The 15,639-nt window shown below is 38.4% G+C and carries 16 protein-coding genes; 7 read left to right on the forward strand and 9 right to left on the reverse strand.

All coding sequences use genetic code 11. From position 1 onward, the window contains the following. The first annotated feature begins 127 nt into the window (after nt 1-127). Nucleotides 128-1,144, forward strand: coding sequence for a Gfo/Idh/MocA family protein (locus tag L8T27_RS10160; protein WP_248574437.1), 1,017 nt, complete (start codon nt 128-130; stop codon nt 1,142-1,144). Nucleotides 1,145-1,174: 30 nt separating this feature from the next. On the opposite strand, the gene L8T27_RS10165 is transcribed toward L8T27_RS10160, so the two are convergent. Then, entirely contained in the window at nt 1,175-1,813 is a 639-nt protein-coding gene (locus L8T27_RS10165) for a C40 family peptidase (RefSeq protein WP_237941451.1), read from the reverse strand. A gap of 77 nt (nt 1,814-1,890) precedes the next feature. Between L8T27_RS10165 and L8T27_RS10170 the strand changes: the two genes are divergently transcribed. Both L8T27_RS10170 and L8T27_RS10175 read left to right on the forward strand, forming a co-directional pair. Beyond that, nucleotides 1,891-4,074: a diguanylate cyclase gene (locus L8T27_RS10170; protein ID WP_233313792.1), complete on the forward strand. Its 2,184-nt coding sequence runs from the start codon at nt 1,891-1,893 to the stop codon at nt 4,072-4,074. Nucleotides 4,075-4,209: 135 nt separating this feature from the next. Continuing rightward, nucleotides 4,210-4,779: a GNAT family N-acetyltransferase gene (locus L8T27_RS10175; protein WP_237941452.1), complete on the forward strand. Its 570-nt coding sequence runs from the start codon at nt 4,210-4,212 to the stop codon at nt 4,777-4,779. A gap of 60 nt (nt 4,780-4,839) precedes the next feature. Here L8T27_RS10175 and L8T27_RS10180 read toward each other — a convergent pair whose 3' ends face one another. Continuing rightward, a complete protein-coding gene (locus L8T27_RS10180) occupies nt 4,840-5,121 on the reverse strand; it encodes a hypothetical protein (protein WP_237941453.1) in 282 nt (93 codons plus the stop codon). Between the two features lie 739 nt (nt 5,122-5,860). Next, a complete protein-coding gene (locus tag L8T27_RS10185) occupies nt 5,861-7,312 on the reverse strand; it encodes an MFS transporter (protein WP_248574438.1) in 1,452 nt (483 codons plus the stop codon). Nucleotides 7,313-7,415: 103 nt separating this feature from the next. Here L8T27_RS10185 and L8T27_RS10190 point away from each other — a divergent pair, with 103 nt between their 5' ends. The 3 genes from L8T27_RS10190 to wrbA all read left to right on the forward strand — a co-directional run bounded on the left by L8T27_RS10190 (nt 7,416) and on the right by wrbA (nt 10,111). Further along, nucleotides 7,416-7,832 carry a MarR family winged helix-turn-helix transcriptional regulator gene (locus tag L8T27_RS10190; RefSeq protein ID WP_233313787.1) on the forward strand — a complete coding sequence of 139 codons (417 nt, stop codon included), beginning with the start codon at nt 7,416-7,418 and terminating at the stop codon, nt 7,830-7,832. Nucleotides 7,833-8,003: 171 nt separating this feature from the next. Then, nucleotides 8,004-9,464 carry an aldehyde dehydrogenase family protein gene (locus L8T27_RS10195; protein ID WP_237941455.1) on the forward strand — a complete coding sequence of 487 codons (1,461 nt, stop codon included), beginning with the start codon at nt 8,004-8,006 and terminating at the stop codon, nt 9,462-9,464. Nucleotides 9,465-9,493: 29 nt separating this feature from the next. Beyond that, nucleotides 9,494-10,111: an NAD(P)H:quinone oxidoreductase gene (wrbA, locus tag L8T27_RS10200; protein ID WP_237941456.1), complete on the forward strand. Its 618-nt coding sequence runs from the start codon at nt 9,494-9,496 to the stop codon at nt 10,109-10,111. Between the two features lie 40 nt (nt 10,112-10,151). On the opposite strand, the gene L8T27_RS10205 is transcribed toward wrbA, so the two are convergent. From L8T27_RS10205 to fni, 5 genes are all read right to left on the reverse strand, one after another. Further along, nucleotides 10,152-10,829 (reverse strand): glycoside hydrolase family 25 protein, encoded by a 678-nt coding sequence (locus L8T27_RS10205; RefSeq protein ID WP_481858859.1) that lies wholly within the window; start codon nt 10,827-10,829, stop codon nt 10,152-10,154. A 55-nt stretch (nt 10,830-10,884) separates the two neighbouring features. Next, nucleotides 10,885-11,490, reverse strand: a complete 606-nt coding sequence (locus L8T27_RS10210) for a GNAT family N-acetyltransferase (RefSeq protein WP_282581390.1) — start codon at nt 11,488-11,490, stop codon at nt 10,885-10,887. Nucleotides 11,491-11,758: 268 nt separating this feature from the next. Then, nucleotides 11,759-12,316, reverse strand: coding sequence for a DUF6434 domain-containing protein (locus L8T27_RS10215; protein WP_237941458.1), 558 nt, complete (start codon nt 12,314-12,316; stop codon nt 11,759-11,761). Between the two features lie 103 nt (nt 12,317-12,419). Continuing rightward, the gene (locus tag L8T27_RS10220) at nt 12,420-12,770 is read right to left on the reverse strand and encodes a hypothetical protein (protein ID WP_233313783.1); all 351 of its coding nucleotides are present in this window, start codon (nt 12,768-12,770) and stop codon (nt 12,420-12,422) included. Between the two features lie 140 nt (nt 12,771-12,910). Next, nucleotides 12,911-13,981: a type 2 isopentenyl-diphosphate Delta-isomerase gene (gene fni / locus L8T27_RS10225; protein ID WP_237941459.1), complete on the reverse strand. Its 1,071-nt coding sequence runs from the start codon at nt 13,979-13,981 to the stop codon at nt 12,911-12,913. Nucleotides 13,982-14,180: 199 nt separating this feature from the next. Between fni and L8T27_RS10230 the strand changes: the two genes are divergently transcribed. After that, nucleotides 14,181-14,720: a GNAT family N-acetyltransferase gene (locus L8T27_RS10230; protein WP_237941460.1), complete on the forward strand. Its 540-nt coding sequence runs from the start codon at nt 14,181-14,183 to the stop codon at nt 14,718-14,720. 37 nt (nt 14,721-14,757) lie between these two features. Here the strand turns inward: L8T27_RS10230 and L8T27_RS10235 are convergent, their stop codons facing one another. Continuing rightward, a complete protein-coding gene (locus L8T27_RS10235; RefSeq protein WP_237941461.1) occupies nt 14,758-15,504 on the reverse strand; it encodes an MBL fold metallo-hydrolase in 747 nt (248 codons plus the stop codon). Nucleotides 15,505-15,639 lie beyond the last annotated feature (135 nt).

Below are 15,639 nucleotides of genomic sequence, written 5' to 3' on the forward strand. Positions count from 1 at the left end.
ATAGCCAACTTTAAAAAATCTTATTGAACTATCCCTGGTCTTAAATGAATTCTATTTAATGATGAAGAAGAATACATTATAATAACTATATATGAAAACGCTTAACAAACTGATAGAGGTGATACATTTGGCTACTCATAAAATCATTATTGCCGGCTGCGGCAGCATGTCCCATACTTGGTTAGAATATGCTTTGCAGCGCGAGAATGCAGTAATAGCAGGACTTGTTGATTTACATGCAGAAACGGCGTTAACTTTAGCAGAAAAATTCGATTTAGAAGTACCAGTTTTTACGGATATTAATGAGGCAATCAAAAACACTGGAGCAAACCTTGTATTTGATGTTACCATTCCAGCAGCTCACCCCTTTATTGTTTCGGCTGCATTAAAGGCGGGCTGTCATGTATTTGGTGAAAAACCAATGGCAGAAACCGTTGAGGATGCGCAACGGTTAGTTGATTGTGCTATGGAGACTGGAAAGAGCTACAGTGTTATGCAAAACCGTCGTTATAACCGGCAAATCCGCGCCTTTGGCGAGCTCCTTGCTTCTGGTATGATTGGTGACATAGGTTCTTTGCATGCGAACTTTTTCCTTGGACCTCATTTTGGCGGTTTCCGAGAAATCATGGATAGCCCTCTCATTGTGGATATGGCTATCCATACATTCGATCAAGCACGCTTCCTTCTGCAGGCAGACCCTGTTTCTGTGTATTGTCATGAATACAATCCGAAGGGCTCTTGGTATAAAGGAAACGCATCTGCTGTCTGCATTTTTGAAATGAATGACGGCTCTGTATTCACTTATAATGGCTCTTGGTGTGCAGAGGGACTTAACACCTCCTGGGAATCTGACTGGCGGGCTACTGGTAGCAGCGGCAGTGCAGCATGGGACGGAACAACCAGTCTCTATGCAGAAATAAAAAACACCTCAAACGAAGACAGCTTCATTTATCCAGTAGAAAGAAAGAATTATGAAGGCAGCTGGACAGCTCGTGAAGGGCATTGGGGCTGTCTTGATGAAATGTTTGCTTCCATTGAGAACGGCAGAAATGCAGAAACAGATTGCCGAGATAACATAAAAAGCATGAAGATGGTCTTTGGTGCAGTGGAGAGTGCAAAAAAAGGGGTGAAAATACATTTTTAAAGCTGGCGGTTAACGCCAGCTTTTTTGGATTTAGCCGACAGCCTCTTCTTTTTCAAGTTCGATGTAGATTTCCTCTTCCCATAGAGCGGAAAGCTGTTTAATATGACTATCAGTAGAAAAATCCATCGGCATAAGGCCGTTCAGCGGCATTTTTGGTTTAGAAAGACCGAGAACCTCCAGCGTTTCCCCAATCAGCTTGCTGCAAGTATAATCTTTGCTTCTACTATGGATAGAGAAGATTCTTCCTTCGATTACTTCTTCAATCATCTTCCATTCAGATGGGTTCGGTATGCCGTGCACTTCCTTTATGTACGTATATAATTTGTCCATGTTAACAGCACTATGTTTTTTTAGAGAACGAACTGCATAAACCGGTGGTACATAAGGGACTAGATCCGCTCCGTATGTCTTCAGGCGATCAATCAGCTTAACTAGCTTAGGACCGGTTTTATGATCATGCTCAAGAACATCTTCTAAGTTTGTTAATGCAGTAGATTCAAAGAAATACACCTCTCCCTCAGGATCGGGCCTTACAACCATGCCTACATGGGACCACTTGCTATGCTCTAATTCTTCCACTAGCTTGCTGATAGGATATTTGCCATTAAACAAAATGATATCACCTGTTTGGAAGTCTTTTACAAGTTTACTATATAATTTACTTTTCATTTTTTTCCTCCACTGGTAGAGAGTTTAGAAAATCATGGTATAATTATACTACTAATTTACATTAGAGGAGTTATTTTATGAAAGTATTCTTTCAGAGTCGTCTTCTGTTCCTGCTGTTATTTATTGCTGTATGGACGGCATCTGCACACCTTGTATCAGCTGCTGAGATTAAGATAGGGAACAGCCTGAACGAACTAAATGCAACAAACAAGACTAGCATTTATATTGATTATTCCGATAAAATCGCTCCTAATAGTATAGTAGATAAACAGGATGAGTTCCGTCCATTTTCCGAAGCCAACCCTTCCGGTAACATCAGCTCAGCAAGCTACTGGATAAAGCTTCCTCTGACTAATATGTCTTCAAGTGAAAAGGAACTTCTTCTTGAAATTAAAAAACCACATCTCAGCTCTGTTACTTTGTACAGAGAAGTAGCAGGCAAGCTGATAGAAGAAGACACAATTGGCTACAGTCTACCTTTCAATGATCGGAAAATTAAGCATAAAAATTTGTTATTTCCTATCACTTTGGAGAAAGATGGTGAACAAGTTTATTTTCTGAAAATAAAGACAGACACTTTCTTTCAAGCACCGATTATCTTATGGGACCCTATCTCTTTTTCAACTGATAATTATTTTACCCAAACCGCAAACGGCATTTATTTTGGAGTAATGATCGCAATGATCATTTATAATACTTTTCTATTCTTTTCATTAAAAGAAAAAACGTACTTATATTATATTTTCTTTGTCATTGGCTTTACGGTTATGCAGTTGATTTGGGATGGTTATGCATATCAATTCTTGTGGGGAGATTCCCCATGGTGGGCATTGAGGTCTAATTCCTTTTTTATCATATTCACGTCATTATTTGCCCTGCAATTCACCAAACATTTCCTGCAGGTGAAAACAGCTGCTCTTTGGCTGTATAAGCTGACCAATTGGATTCTTGCTGTTTTCTGTTTGTCACTGCTTGCTCCGCTAATGTTTGCTCCATCGCTATCAACGATGATTAGCACGGTTGTGGCGACGATTTTTGTCTTTTATATTATTGCTGTTGCAATAATCGTGAGGGCTCATTCAAGAGAAGCTAAATATTATTTTGCAGCATGGGGTCTGCTCGTTTTAGGGGTTGTCCTAAACCTGCTGGCTGCCTATAAAATCCTGCCGCTCAATCATTTTACACTTATTGCTCCAAAAATTGGCGCACTAGTAGAGGTGTTTATTCTTTCTCTTGGTCTTGCTGACAAAATCAAAAGAATCAGCCTTGAAAAAGAACAAGAAACAAAAAAATACTATATTCAGTCGATGCTCCACAACTCTTATAAAAATATGGAAGCGATGGAAGAAACACCAGCCCTTATTGAGAGCGGGCTGACCGTATTGCAAGATGTGACAAAATACGAAAATGCTTTATTTTTAGAACGGGAAGAAGAAGGCTGGAGTGTTTATGCACATAAGGGAAATGCCATACAAACAGACAAATGGACTGTTTCAGAAGAGTTTATGGATAATCCTCAATTTATGACAAATATCCGTAATAACCCTTTTGGCATTCAAAATGATATTCACTCCTTAATCTCGATTCCGATAAAGGCTGCTAAAAAGGAAGGATTATTTGTTGTATTTAACGAGCAAGAAGGAGAACTTCAGAAATTCGAAGCTAACATCATTACCGAATCGTTCGCCGATCATTTTCAGCATATTCTTACAAAGCTAGAAAACTATCAGAATTTGAAAGTTTCCGCCATGTTTGATCATCTGACTAATCTTTATAATCGGAAGTATTTCTTTGAGCAAATAACAGACCTTTATCAAATAACAGCAAGCCTGAATGACAGCTCTTCCCTGTTCTTAATTGATATTGATCATTTTAAAAATGTTAATGACACATATGGTCATATGACTGGCGATAAAGCAATTATTTTTGTAGCCAACATTATCCATAATATATGTCATAACAGTGGAATTATCGGCCGCTATGGCGGTGAAGAATTCATTGTTTTTCTGCCAAATACGTCCCATAACCAAGCTAAAACGATTGCAGAACAGCTTGTTCTTGCAATGCAAGACCAAGCAATGGAGCTTGAATTTGGCGGCAGTCTTCCGCTGACAATCAGTATCGGTATCAGCTCCGGTGAAACAAGCAAAACAAGTCTGCACCAGCTAATCTTAAATGCAGATGCCGCATTGTATCAAGCAAAAGCACAAGGAAGAAATCAGGCAGTTGTATTTATGAAAGAAGCGAAAAAACCAGTTTAATCGCATCAAGAGACACCAGTCATTAAATCGGTGTCTTTTTTTTATAAAAATTACCTAAGTATTCGAACAATAATTACATTTTTTATGCGTCATGCTATGATAATGATATATTATTCTTGAAGGGCGGTAACATACTTGGAAAAAACGCAAATTACTGTGAAGCCATTTCAGCGAGAACATATAAGCATCATAAATAAAACAAATGAACCATTCTCCATCATCGGTCGGCTGATTCCCTCATTTAATAATGGTAAATGGACTTATGAAGAAGAGCTGTATGAACATACGTCATATACAAAATTTCCTGATGATAACCTTGAATGGGATGATTATATAAACAAAGAGAATAAAATAATCTTTCTTGCCTTTATAGGTGATGAATATATCGGGCAAATCCGTCTAATTAAAGATTGGAATAAGTTCTGCTATATTGAGAATATTGCAGTGTGCAAAGATTATCGAAAAAATGGGGTTGGTAAAACATTGTTTGCAACAGCAGAACAATGGGCAATACAAATGAGCTTACGGGGAATTTCTCTTGAGGCACAGGATGATAACCTGCTAGCCTGTAAATTTTACATAAAACAAGGAATGGAACTTGGCGGTGTTGATACTTTAAAGCATGTCTTTCATCCAAATATTGATAAAACATTGTATTGGTATAAAGTCTTTCCCGAATATAAAGTTCCTGTAATTAATCGTTAAACTGACTTAAGATGCTTCCCTAACAGAGAGTAATTAGCTTTTATTAGGGAGCTTCTTTTATTAAGGCTCCGAAATTCCATAGGCAAGTGCTAGGAAGAAGGTAACTACTCCTAACCCTAAAAACAGAACAGTGTTCGCTATTAAACTAAAAACCTTAAAAGATTTTTTACTTAATAAACCAAAAATAAACGATACAACAAATCCGACCAATATCAAAAGATATAAAAGGACTACTGTTCCTAACTCAAAAACTCGAGGCAGGATAAATATTACAAAGGCTGCTGCAACTAAGATAGCCGTTAATATAACGGATCTCATGCCCCAAATATCTTTCTCATTCATTTTTGTTCACCTCCATTCACATTAAAAAATTCCCGTTTGTTTATTATTGCATATATGTAATTATTTATCATTTTTTTGCATTATAGGTTTATTTCATTATAAAATTCTTTTTATAGTAATTTGCTTTATTCTCTGTACTCGCCTATAAAAAAAGAGCCTGTTTGCAAGGCTCTTGACACTCTTTAACTATTTCTGTAAACACCCCATGATATTTGTCTTGCTTGAGGTGCTGTGTTCCCACAAGAAGGGCATCTTGGGCTGTTTCCTCTTGATAAGTCAGAGCAATTCCAGCAATACCAATGGCCGCATTTGCTGCAAGTGCCTCCGTTTGCCTTATCATGCCCTGTACAAAAATGACATGCCATTTATTCTCTCCCCTTATGTCGTTTTATCTAATTAATCTCTACACTACTAATATATAAAATTGGCATGTAGTTTGTTCACCTAAATTGGAATTTAAAATCAGTGTGTTTATTAGCTTTTTTATTTTTTTATAAAGACGAATACACGTCAGAAGTTAAAATTTAGGTGTTAAGGGTTAAGTTATTAAAACATACGGTGCCATCTTAGGCAGGATAGCTGTATTGCTAAAGACACATGGCAGTATCGTTTAACAACTGAAGATGGCGCAATTGGTATGCAAGAAATTGTCCAAATCTTTTAGGACTGTCCATTACATAATCAAAACTTCACCATCCAATAAAAAGCACTTGATTCGGATAACGAATCAAGTGCTTTTTTATGCGGTATTTTCCCTTTTATTCATCCCTTTTCTGGATGAATAAAATCGAAGTCCTGTAAGGATTGCCCCTATGAAGCACAGAATACTTGACCCGATAAACACGACATGCATGCCTGCTAGAAATATGTCAGGCCTGTCAGGAATCAATGCTGTCACTCGGTAGCCTGCATGCAAGCTCATCACAGAAAACAAAGTGCTTGTTGCGACAGAAATACCGACGACCATTCCTAAATTTCTCACGAGCGAATTTATACTGCCAGCAATTCCGAGCTGTTTTCGATCAACTGTAGACATGACTAATGAATTGTTAGGAGATTGAAATAAGCCTGTGCTTGCTCCAAGCAAAACAATTAGTATCGATAATGTGAGAATACTGCTGCCTTCATGAAGAAATGTTAACCCTATCTGGGCGATTATCATTAAAATCAACCCAGCAAAGGTTATTATTTGCCCGCCAATCTTATCAGAAAGAGCTCCGCTAAACGGTGCAACAACTGCCATTGCAATCGGAAACAGCATTAAAATATAGCCTGCATGCAATGGTGATAGTCCTAAAATATCTTGTGTATAAAATGGTGCAAGTATATTGAAGCAAAAATTAGCAACAAACACGAGAAATCCACAAACGATGCTGATCGTAAACAGAGAATTCTTAAATAGGGAAAAGGACAGCATGGGGTTTTCCGTCCTTCTTTCAACGAGAACAAACAGGATAAACAAAATAATCCCTATCAAAACAGATAAAATAATAAAAATATTAGCATAACCATATTGCTGACCTAACAGAAGACTTGAAAACAGAAATAATATCGCAAAGGCAAACAAGAGGCTTCCAGGAACATCGATCTTCACTTTTGTAGTCGTCACGTCCTTTGGCAGGAGCTTCCAGGCAATCATAATCGCAATAATGCCAATCGGCACATTAAGCCAAAAAATATATTCCCAGCCTAAACTAGATAATATAATGCCGCCAAGGCTTGGTCCTGCAATGCTTCCCAATGACACAAAGGTCCCTATTAAGCCTAACGCTTTGCCCCTTTCTCTTGGAGGAAACACTTCTGTGACTATCCCCTGATTATTCGCCATCGTCATCGCAGCGCCAATGGCCTGTACTACACGGGAAAAAATCAAAAATCCTAAAGAATGACTAAATCCACAAAGAAATGACCCGATAATGAAAATAATTGACCCGATTCGAAAGATTTTTATTTTGCCAAATATATCCCCCAGCTTTCCAAAGAACAATATCGCCGTACAAATCATCATTAAATAACTGCTGACAATCCATTGAGATTGCGCAAGGGGCAAGGAAAGCTCTTTTGAAACAGTTGGAAGAGCAATATTTACGATACTGCCATCCAATGTTGCCATAAAGGTAAACAAATTTAAAATAATTAATATCGTCCAGCGTTTTTCATGACCATTTGCGCCAGCTTGAACTGTTGCCAACATCATCACCTCTATTCATTAGTTGCGCACGCAACAATTTTATTGTAATCTAATCAAAAAGCTTAAGCAATTGACTTGATAAAATATAAGCGAGTTGACGAAAATGAAGGAAGCACCTTTAGGAAGATTAATATCTGTCATTCACAGACAAAACCAAAAATATTTGCTCAAAGCATTTAAACAATATCAAATCGGCAATGGCGGACAATATGCGTTCTTGAAATGGATCATTCAAAAACCTGGGATAAACCAAGACGAACTTACATCTAAGCTGAAATTCGATAAAGCGACGACCGCTCGTTCTGTCCACCAATTAGAAAAAGCTGGCTACATTATTAAGGAAACGGCCAGAAAAGACCGGCGTGCAAATGAACTTTACCCCACAAAAAAAGCTATTGATGTATATCCACATATACAATTTGTTTTAGACCAGCTAAATAAGGAATTAACTAAAAACTTAACAGATGAGGAAAGAAATCAGTTAATGTATTTATTAAAAAAAATAGATAACGGCCTGTAATGAACTGCTCCCAGCTTAAGTCTGGGGCTTTTTTATTTACCATGCCTTATTATCATGTCTGTTATACAAAACCCGTTAACGTTTGCCGGAAATTTCATCGGGTAGAATAATATGGATGAAACTCAGCAAGACTACTAGGACAAGACTATATTTTAATCAGAGGTGTATATCTTGGAACATTTTGAAGAGCTAAACAAAAGTTTTATTGATGGCGTATGGACAGAAGGAAAAACAGGCCGAACATTCGAGGATAAAAACCCATATGATCAATCGCTTATCACTTCGTTTAGTTTGGCAACTGCCGACCAGCTCCATACTGCATTTACTTCAAGCGTTAAAGCGCAAAAAGACTGGGGCAATAGAACACCTGAAGAAAGACTTGCCGTCCTTAAAAAGGCAAGTGAATTTTTGCGTGATAACAGAGAAGAAATTGTCTCCATTATTTCAAAGGAGACAGGCGGAAGTTCGATTAAAGCAAATGTAGAATTTGACTTGAGTCTTAACTACTTAGAGGCTTCGTTTGATCTTGTAGACAAGATTCATCAAAAACGAGAGATGGCAGAAACAACCGAAGGGAAAAAAAACTATGTGTACAGGCTGCCATTAGGTGTTATTACCTCTATTTCGCCGTTTAACTTTCCGATGAATTTATCGATGCGAACAATCGCACCAGCTTTAGCCCTCGGAAATGCTGTTGTTCATAAGCCAGATGTGCAGACAGGCCTTGCCGGAGGCTCTATCATCGCTCGCGCTTTTGAGATTGCCGGACTGCCAAAGGGCGTACTGCAGGTCATCCAGTCAGACTTAGAAGAGCTGGGCGATGAGATGCTGACAAGTAAAGATTCTGGTTTAATCAGCTTTACGGGATCAACACCTGTCGGCAAACATATTGGTAAAATAGCAGGCAGTATGTTAAAACGAGTTGCTTTAGAGCTTGGCGGAAACAATCCATTTATCGTTTTAGCAGATGCAGATATCGATAGAGCTGTTGATGCAGCTATTTTCGGTAAATTCATTCATCAAGGACAAATATGCATGATTATAAATCGGTTAATCATTCATAAGGATCTTTATGAAGAGTTCGTGCAAAAGTATATAGACCGAGTTAAGCAGATTCCATATGGTGACCCACAGGACCCAAAAACCATCATTGGACCGCTCATCAATGAAAAGCAAGCAGATAAAGCGATGGCTATTATTGAAGAAGCTAAAAACGAAGGCTGCCAATTGGCTCTGGAAGGTGAAAGAATCGGTAATCTTTTAACACCATTTGTGTTTATTGATGTCGATAACAGAAGCAAATTGGCACAATCAGAATTATTTGCACCGATTTCGACGATAATTAAGGCAGATTCAGATGAACACGCCATTGAACTAGCGAATGACACAGAATACGGACTAAGCTCAGCCATCTTTACAAATGATCTTGAACGTGGCAGAGAACTTGGCTTGGCAATTGAAAGCGGCATGACTCATATAAATGACCAAACCGTAAACGATAGTCCTACTGTGCCATTCGGCGGTACAAAAGCAAGCGGTATGGGACGCTTCGGAAATGAATGGATTGCGGAAGAATTTACGGTGACGAAATGGATCTCTGTGCAGACGAAATTCCGCAAGTATCCATTTTGAACATAAATAATGAATAGGAGGAATTTTCAATGACAGTTAAACTTGCTATTGTTTACTACAGCTCAACAGGTACAAATTATCAGCTTGCACTATGGGCTGCTGAAGGCGGCAAAGAAAGCGGTGCGGAAGTAACGATTTACCGTGTTGAAGAGCTTGCTCCCCAAAGTGTGATCGAAGGAAATCCAGCTTGGAAAGCACATATTGAAGAAACTAAGGATATTCCTGTTGTCACACCTGAGGTAATTGAAAAGTCTGATGCTATTATCTTCAGCACGCCAACACGCTTTGGCAATATGGCAGCACAAATGAAACAGTTTTTAGATACAACAGGAGGAATTTGGTTCCACGGCAAGACGGTAAATAAAGTGGTCAGCGGGATGACTTCAGCCCAAAATCCACATGGTGGACAGGAAGCTACCATTCTTAGTCTGTATACAACTATGTATCATTGGGGTGCAATTGTCGCCACACCAGGATACACAGACCAATCCTTGTATGCAGCAGGCGGCAATCCGTATGGAACAAGCGTTACTGTAGACCAGAACAACCAGATTGTCGGTGACAAAGAAGTGTTTAAAAAAGCGGCAAAAGTACAAGCACAGCGTGTCGTTCATATAGCTGAATTGATTAAGAACGGTAAGCAATAACAAAACAGAGCATTCTTGACTTCAAGAATGCTCTGTTTCGTTATTTTCCGTATGCTTCAAACTCAAGGCTACTGCCATGAAATACATTCATATCAATAAATTTTTCTTCACCGTTATAGCCAGCCAGTTTTTCTTTATCTGTATATTGCCAAAAAATCCAATGACGATGATCTGCCAAAGAGGGATTTGTAAAAACATCGCGAATCCAAATATCTGTATCTTTAAAACCATTTTTTATATAAAGATTATATGCTTTTTGAGTCGCATACAGAATGACTCGTTGGCCGTAATGCTCTTCAAGCAATTCAATCATCGTACGCAATTCTTGTTCCACATAACTGCGCTTTGGAGGATTTTTGTAATTATTTCCATAAAACTCCACATCAATCACTGGCGGCAATGCAGCATTCTTTTTTGGGACTGTGTTAATAAAATTTTCTGCCTGTGTTTTGCCACTGCTGTCATAGCTGAAAAAATGGTATGCCCCAACTCGCAGGCTTGTTTTATTTGCTTCTAGCCAATTGTCAGAGAATTCTTCATCCACGAAAGAGCTGCCTTCTGTCGCTTTTATAAACGCAAAATCGATTGCTTGCTCCTCTATTACAGGCCAGTTGATATCCCCTTGGTAAGCCGAAACATCAATTCCCTTTACTGAATAATTATTTGCCTGAAATTCATTTGGGATAAAAATTCTCTGCCGCCATAAAATGGCAAGCATAAGAATGAAGGCAATAATGATATATAAAAACACTAAAATCACTTTATGTTTTCTTTTAAGTCCACTCATGTTCTAGAATACTGAAAAGCAATGAATCACGCCAACCATCACGTATCAGCATATCCTCCCTTAGTCTTCCCTCCTCCGTCATGCCTGATTTCTTTAAAACCTTTGCTGATCCAATATTTCTTGGATCACATGTGGCGTAAATTCGGTGAAGGTTTTTTGTTGAAAAACCAATCTCAATTAGCTTTTTGGCGAGTTCTGTTCCATATCCTTTGCCCCAATAATCAGGATGAATAATATAGGAAATTTCACCAGTTTGATGATAAATATCTCTGATGTTTAATTCTCCGGCACCGATTACTTTGAGGCTATCCGGAAGAAAAATACTGTAAACAAATCTCGTACGCGAATGATGCTGTGCATCTATCAGTACTTGATCAACAAATGCAGCCGATTCTGCTTCTGTATTAGGACCCCAAGGCTGATATTTGCATACGATATGTTGTGATGCATATTCATGAACAGCTTGCCAGTCTTTTCGCTCCATTTCCCGCAAAAGAATTTTCTCTGCTGCCACTTTTTTTCCCTCCTTCACTTGGATGCTCGTTAAAGATGAAATTCTCCATACTGTTTCCATATTGTTTTGATTCGGCACTTATACATGAAACTCCTTTGGAGTTTACATCTATCTTTCTATATGCTAAGTTTTTATTTCAAGCTGCACCTAAAGGAGGATGCAACATCAAATTTGGCCAGAAAGTTATTTATAAAAGCAAAATTCATATTGTCTTCTTTGATTATGGAAACGGGCTCGCCGAAATTCAAAACCCCTACACGAAAGCTATAATTCTAGCAAAATACGAAGATTTAATTGTGAGATTGAAATAAATGCCATCCCATTAGGATGGTTTTTTACTTGTGTTTTAACGTTTATATGCATTGCTGCCTGGCAGTTTCTTAATCGTATTCCATGCCTGAATCGCTTCATCGCGGCTTTTCCCTCTGTTGTTAGGATCTGCAAAAAAATCACGTATAAACCGATTATATTCAAATGGAGGAGCAATTTCTCTCTTATAATTTGGATCCTTTTTCCGTTCCTCCTCCTCATGCCATGCGGCGACAGCATCTCGATATGTTTTCCCTGCATTATTGCGAAAATAGTTTTGCATAAAAGTAGAAAAATGAAATTTTTTCCCTATTGCAGATACGAAAAATGCTCTTACCTGTTGACTGCAGCGATGGTTTTCGGTTATTACAGTATTTAATGATAAACTTTCCCGTTGCGTTTTTGGCGATTTTGTTCTTGCAGGCTTCCTGATTTCTCCTGTTTGTAGAAACACCTCTATTCTTTCTGTCAACTCAAGCTTAGACCCAGCTGCACTCAACCCATTTGTCCGGCAAAACTGCTGCAATTCCGTTTTCAGCCAGTAATACTCTTGGAAAGAAGCAACCGTAATTTCTGATGACAATTCCGGTCTCATTCCCCTCACCTCCATAGTTAATTATTTCCATTATAGAACATTAGTTCCTTTTTTACCATAAAAAAGAGAGCTGCCAATGCAACTCTCTCTAAAATTTTCCATATTAAAATGCGTAGCTGTATAACCCATAATATAACGGGCCAACAAATATAATAAAAAAAATGATGACAATAATAAACGGTACATCTTCCTCCGGCTCTTCGCCATAATGGTCGTTTAGAAAAACCCCATATAAGATTTCCCATGCCAGCCCTACAAAAAACACAATCTTCCAAATTAATGGTGTCCATATTTGTGTGTCTGTCACAAAGCCAAATAAGCCTATCCATGTTATGACAGAAAGGGCAAAGTCTATTTTTGACAAGGTTGTCTTATATTTTCCCTTTATTAAAAATCCAATTGCTGCTGTTCCCAGCAAGCCTATGTAAATAGTCCAAAATATAGTTGCAAACATGCTGTTCCTCTTTCTCCAAATTAACAAAAAACTAGTGCTTGAATATTGATAATATCATATTTACATAGCAGGAAAAAGAAAGGGCTATTAAAAAAAGTAAAAAAAGATATATTACTGAGCTAATATTTGGATTAGCCCAGTCATTTTGGTCGTCTTCTAGCTAACCCTTGCCAATCATGCCCTCTTGCTTCACTCCATTCTTTTACCCTTCCAGTTGCGACAATGGGGCAGCTGTGCAGGCTGGCAATAGATTTTGCTCCTTGCAGAACTAGAAGTGTCTTTAAGTGCTCTTTCCACTCTTCCAGTTCGTCTATCAATCCTACCACACCTTCATTATGAAGAATCTTTAAAAACGGGCCGGCGATTCCAGCTGCAGCTGCTCCTAAAGAGAAGCATTTGACTGCGTCAAGGGGGTTGCGTATTCCTCCTGAAGCAATTATAGTCAGCTTACCTAATACTGGCTGTGCTTCCAGCAAAGATACAGCAGCCGATTGGCCCCATTCCTTTAAATAAGCAAAATCACGTTTGCTTCTCCGCTCATTTTCAATATGGACAAAGTTTGTGCCACCCCTGCCCCCTATATCGACATACTGAATTCCCGCATCACTCAATTGCAACAATGTATCAGTGCACATGCCAAATCCTGTCTCCTTCACGATTACGGGCACATCCAATTTTGCCGCCATTTTTTCCAACCGCAGAAGTATATTAGTGAAATCCCGTTCTCCTTCTGGCATGACAAGCTCTTGCGGCACATTCACATGAACCTGCAGTGCATCTGCTTCAAGCATGTCTATTGCCTTAAGTGCGTAATCAATGGGAACATCTCCACCAACATTGGCAAACACAATTCCCTTTGGATTTTTCTTTCTCACAATTTTATAGGTATGTGCTAATGCTTCATTTCTGATGCCTGCATGCTGAGAACCAACTGCCATCGCAATCCCTGTTTCCATGCAAGCTTCAGCAAGAGCTCCATTAATCTCGCCTGACTTTTCACTGCCGCCTGTCATCGCATTAATAAAGATTGGATATGGGAGGGATAGTGGACCTATCTTGGTCTGCAGCTTTATATCTTCTATTCCAGTCTCCGGCAAGGAGCGGTGAATCAAGAATAAATCATCAAAATCAGCGTATGGCAAGTAGTTCTGTTGTAAAGCAAGCTCAATATGTTCTTCTTTTCGTTTTTGTCGTATTGTTTTCTCATCCATAAAAAACAGCCTCAAATCTTTCCAACTTTATCCTTTACTCTCCCCCATTTGACTAACTCGTATTCTAGGCTGATTTTACTTTCATAAAGTTCTTTTTTGTGGTTTAGCTATCACTGTACAATAAGGTGAGAAACTTTAGATAATAATCCCCCTTTCTATATGATTTTTGCGTTATATTAGTAGTAAGGTGGTGGAAAGGATGTTATCTAGTACACATATACATATAAGACGATTTTCCTTAGAGGATGCAGAAAGTCTTTTAACGTATCAGAATGAGAATAAAGCTTTTTTTGAGAGATTTTCAATGGAGCGGGATCAGCACTATTATTCTCTTTTAAGACAGCAGCAATTAATTGCTGATTGGGAACAAAAATGGAAGGCAGACACTCACTATCAATTCGGCATATTTGAAAATGAAAATCAGAGACTCGTTGGAACAATCAGCTTGTTTCAAGTTGTAAGAGGCTCACTGCAAAGTGCATTTATCGGGTATTTTATCGATTACGCTCATAACGGCAAAGGTTATGGAACAGAAGCAGTTAAGCTTGTTGTAGAATATTCCTTTACAAGACTTAAGCTTCATAGAATCGAAGCAGGGGTAATGCCACATAATATCGGCTCAATCCGAGTATTAGAGAAGGCAGGATTTCATAAAGAAGGTATTGCCAGAAAAAATGTAAAAATTAATGGCAACTGGGAGGATCATCAAGTTCTCGCTATCATAAACCCTGCTGATTAGATAAGCAGACATGTATGAACATGTCTGCTTGAAAATTTTATGGAAACACAAGGGGCTCCTGTATCTTCACCATTTGTATTCCGTATTTTTTCTCTATTTCTACTGCATCAATGTCATCAGCATAATGCATACCGTATAAAGATGGAAGCGCAAGCTTGTCAGAATAATAAGCTATCACATCATCTATATAGGAATGGACCGGTGTTTGAATAAAGGAAATATCATGAAATAGTGCTTTCGTGTTTTCATCAAAATGTTTATCAAATAAAGCTTCCTCATGCTTGCCAATATCACTTGTATAAATGATATTAACATTATCATTCTTGTCAGACAGTTTAAAGCCCATTGAGAGCATATCTTTCGCATGTAAATTATCTGTTTTAATAAACTCTATTTCATAGTCATTGCCTAATTGAAAACCATCCTTTTCGTAATGCACGTGGAAATAATCGCTGAGCTGCAAACCGTCTGTAAATAATCCAGCTTTCAGCACATCCTCTATCCCTTCAGCTAGCTCTGCACGAATCCACAAGTTTGGCTTATAACTATACAGCCACATGCAGCGCTGCGCAAACTCCTCCAAGCCCCCGACATGATCTGCATGCAAATGGGTAATCACAATATCTGTTACATCCGTTTCTTTATAGCCAGCCGCAGGCAGACTGAAGCGCAACGTTGTACCGGCATCAACCAAAAGCTTTCTGTCGCCTAGTTCAAATATATAATTATTATGATAATGCTTTGTAAAAGCACCACCTGTTCCTAATGGATACACTTTAATCATGTAGGAGCCTCCTTAAATTGCTATTATGTACTAGTTTAGCTTATGTTTTTCTATATGCAAAGCGGCAAGGGTGAAAGATTCTTTATTTTAAAAAGCCATACAGAGACACTAATTCTTTACAATCTTACTCTATTA

It is taken from the genome of Niallia sp. Man26 (assembly GCF_022049065.2).
GTDB lineage: Bacteria > Bacillota > Bacilli > Bacillales > Cytobacillaceae > Niallia.

What these genes read in the sequence shown, in the direction of transcription:
- L8T27_RS10220 (WP_233313783.1), bottom strand. Translation starts at nt 12,770, where the DNA reads ATGTTTGCAACTATATTTTGGACTATTTACATAGGCTTGCTGGGAACA.
- L8T27_RS10230 (WP_237941460.1), top strand. Translation starts at nt 14,181, where the DNA reads ATGTTATCTAGTACACATATACATATAAGACGATTTTCCTTAGAGGAT.
- L8T27_RS10190 (WP_233313787.1), top strand. Translation starts at nt 7,416, where the DNA reads ATGAAGGAAGCACCTTTAGGAAGATTAATATCTGTCATTCACAGACAA.
- L8T27_RS10235 (WP_237941461.1), bottom strand. Translation starts at nt 15,504, where the DNA reads ATGATTAAAGTGTATCCATTAGGAACAGGTGGTGCTTTTACAAAGCAT.
- L8T27_RS10170 (WP_233313792.1), top strand. Translation starts at nt 1,891, where the DNA reads ATGAAAGTATTCTTTCAGAGTCGTCTTCTGTTCCTGCTGTTATTTATT.
- L8T27_RS10215 (WP_237941458.1), bottom strand. Translation starts at nt 12,316, where the DNA reads ATGAGACCGGAATTGTCATCAGAAATTACGGTTGCTTCTTTCCAAGAG.
- fni (WP_237941459.1), bottom strand. Translation starts at nt 13,981, where the DNA reads ATGGATGAGAAAACAATACGACAAAAACGAAAAGAAGAACATATTGAG.
- wrbA (WP_237941456.1), top strand. Translation starts at nt 9,494, where the DNA reads ATGACAGTTAAACTTGCTATTGTTTACTACAGCTCAACAGGTACAAAT.
- L8T27_RS10165 (WP_237941451.1), bottom strand. Translation starts at nt 1,813, where the DNA reads ATGAAAAGTAAATTATATAGTAAACTTGTAAAAGACTTCCAAACAGGT.
- L8T27_RS10205 (WP_481858859.1), bottom strand. Translation starts at nt 10,829, where the DNA reads ATGCTTGCCATTTTATGGCGGCAGAGAATTTTTATCCCAAATGAATTT.
- L8T27_RS10180 (WP_237941453.1), bottom strand. Translation starts at nt 5,121, where the DNA reads ATGAATGAGAAAGATATTTGGGGCATGAGATCCGTTATATTAACGGCT.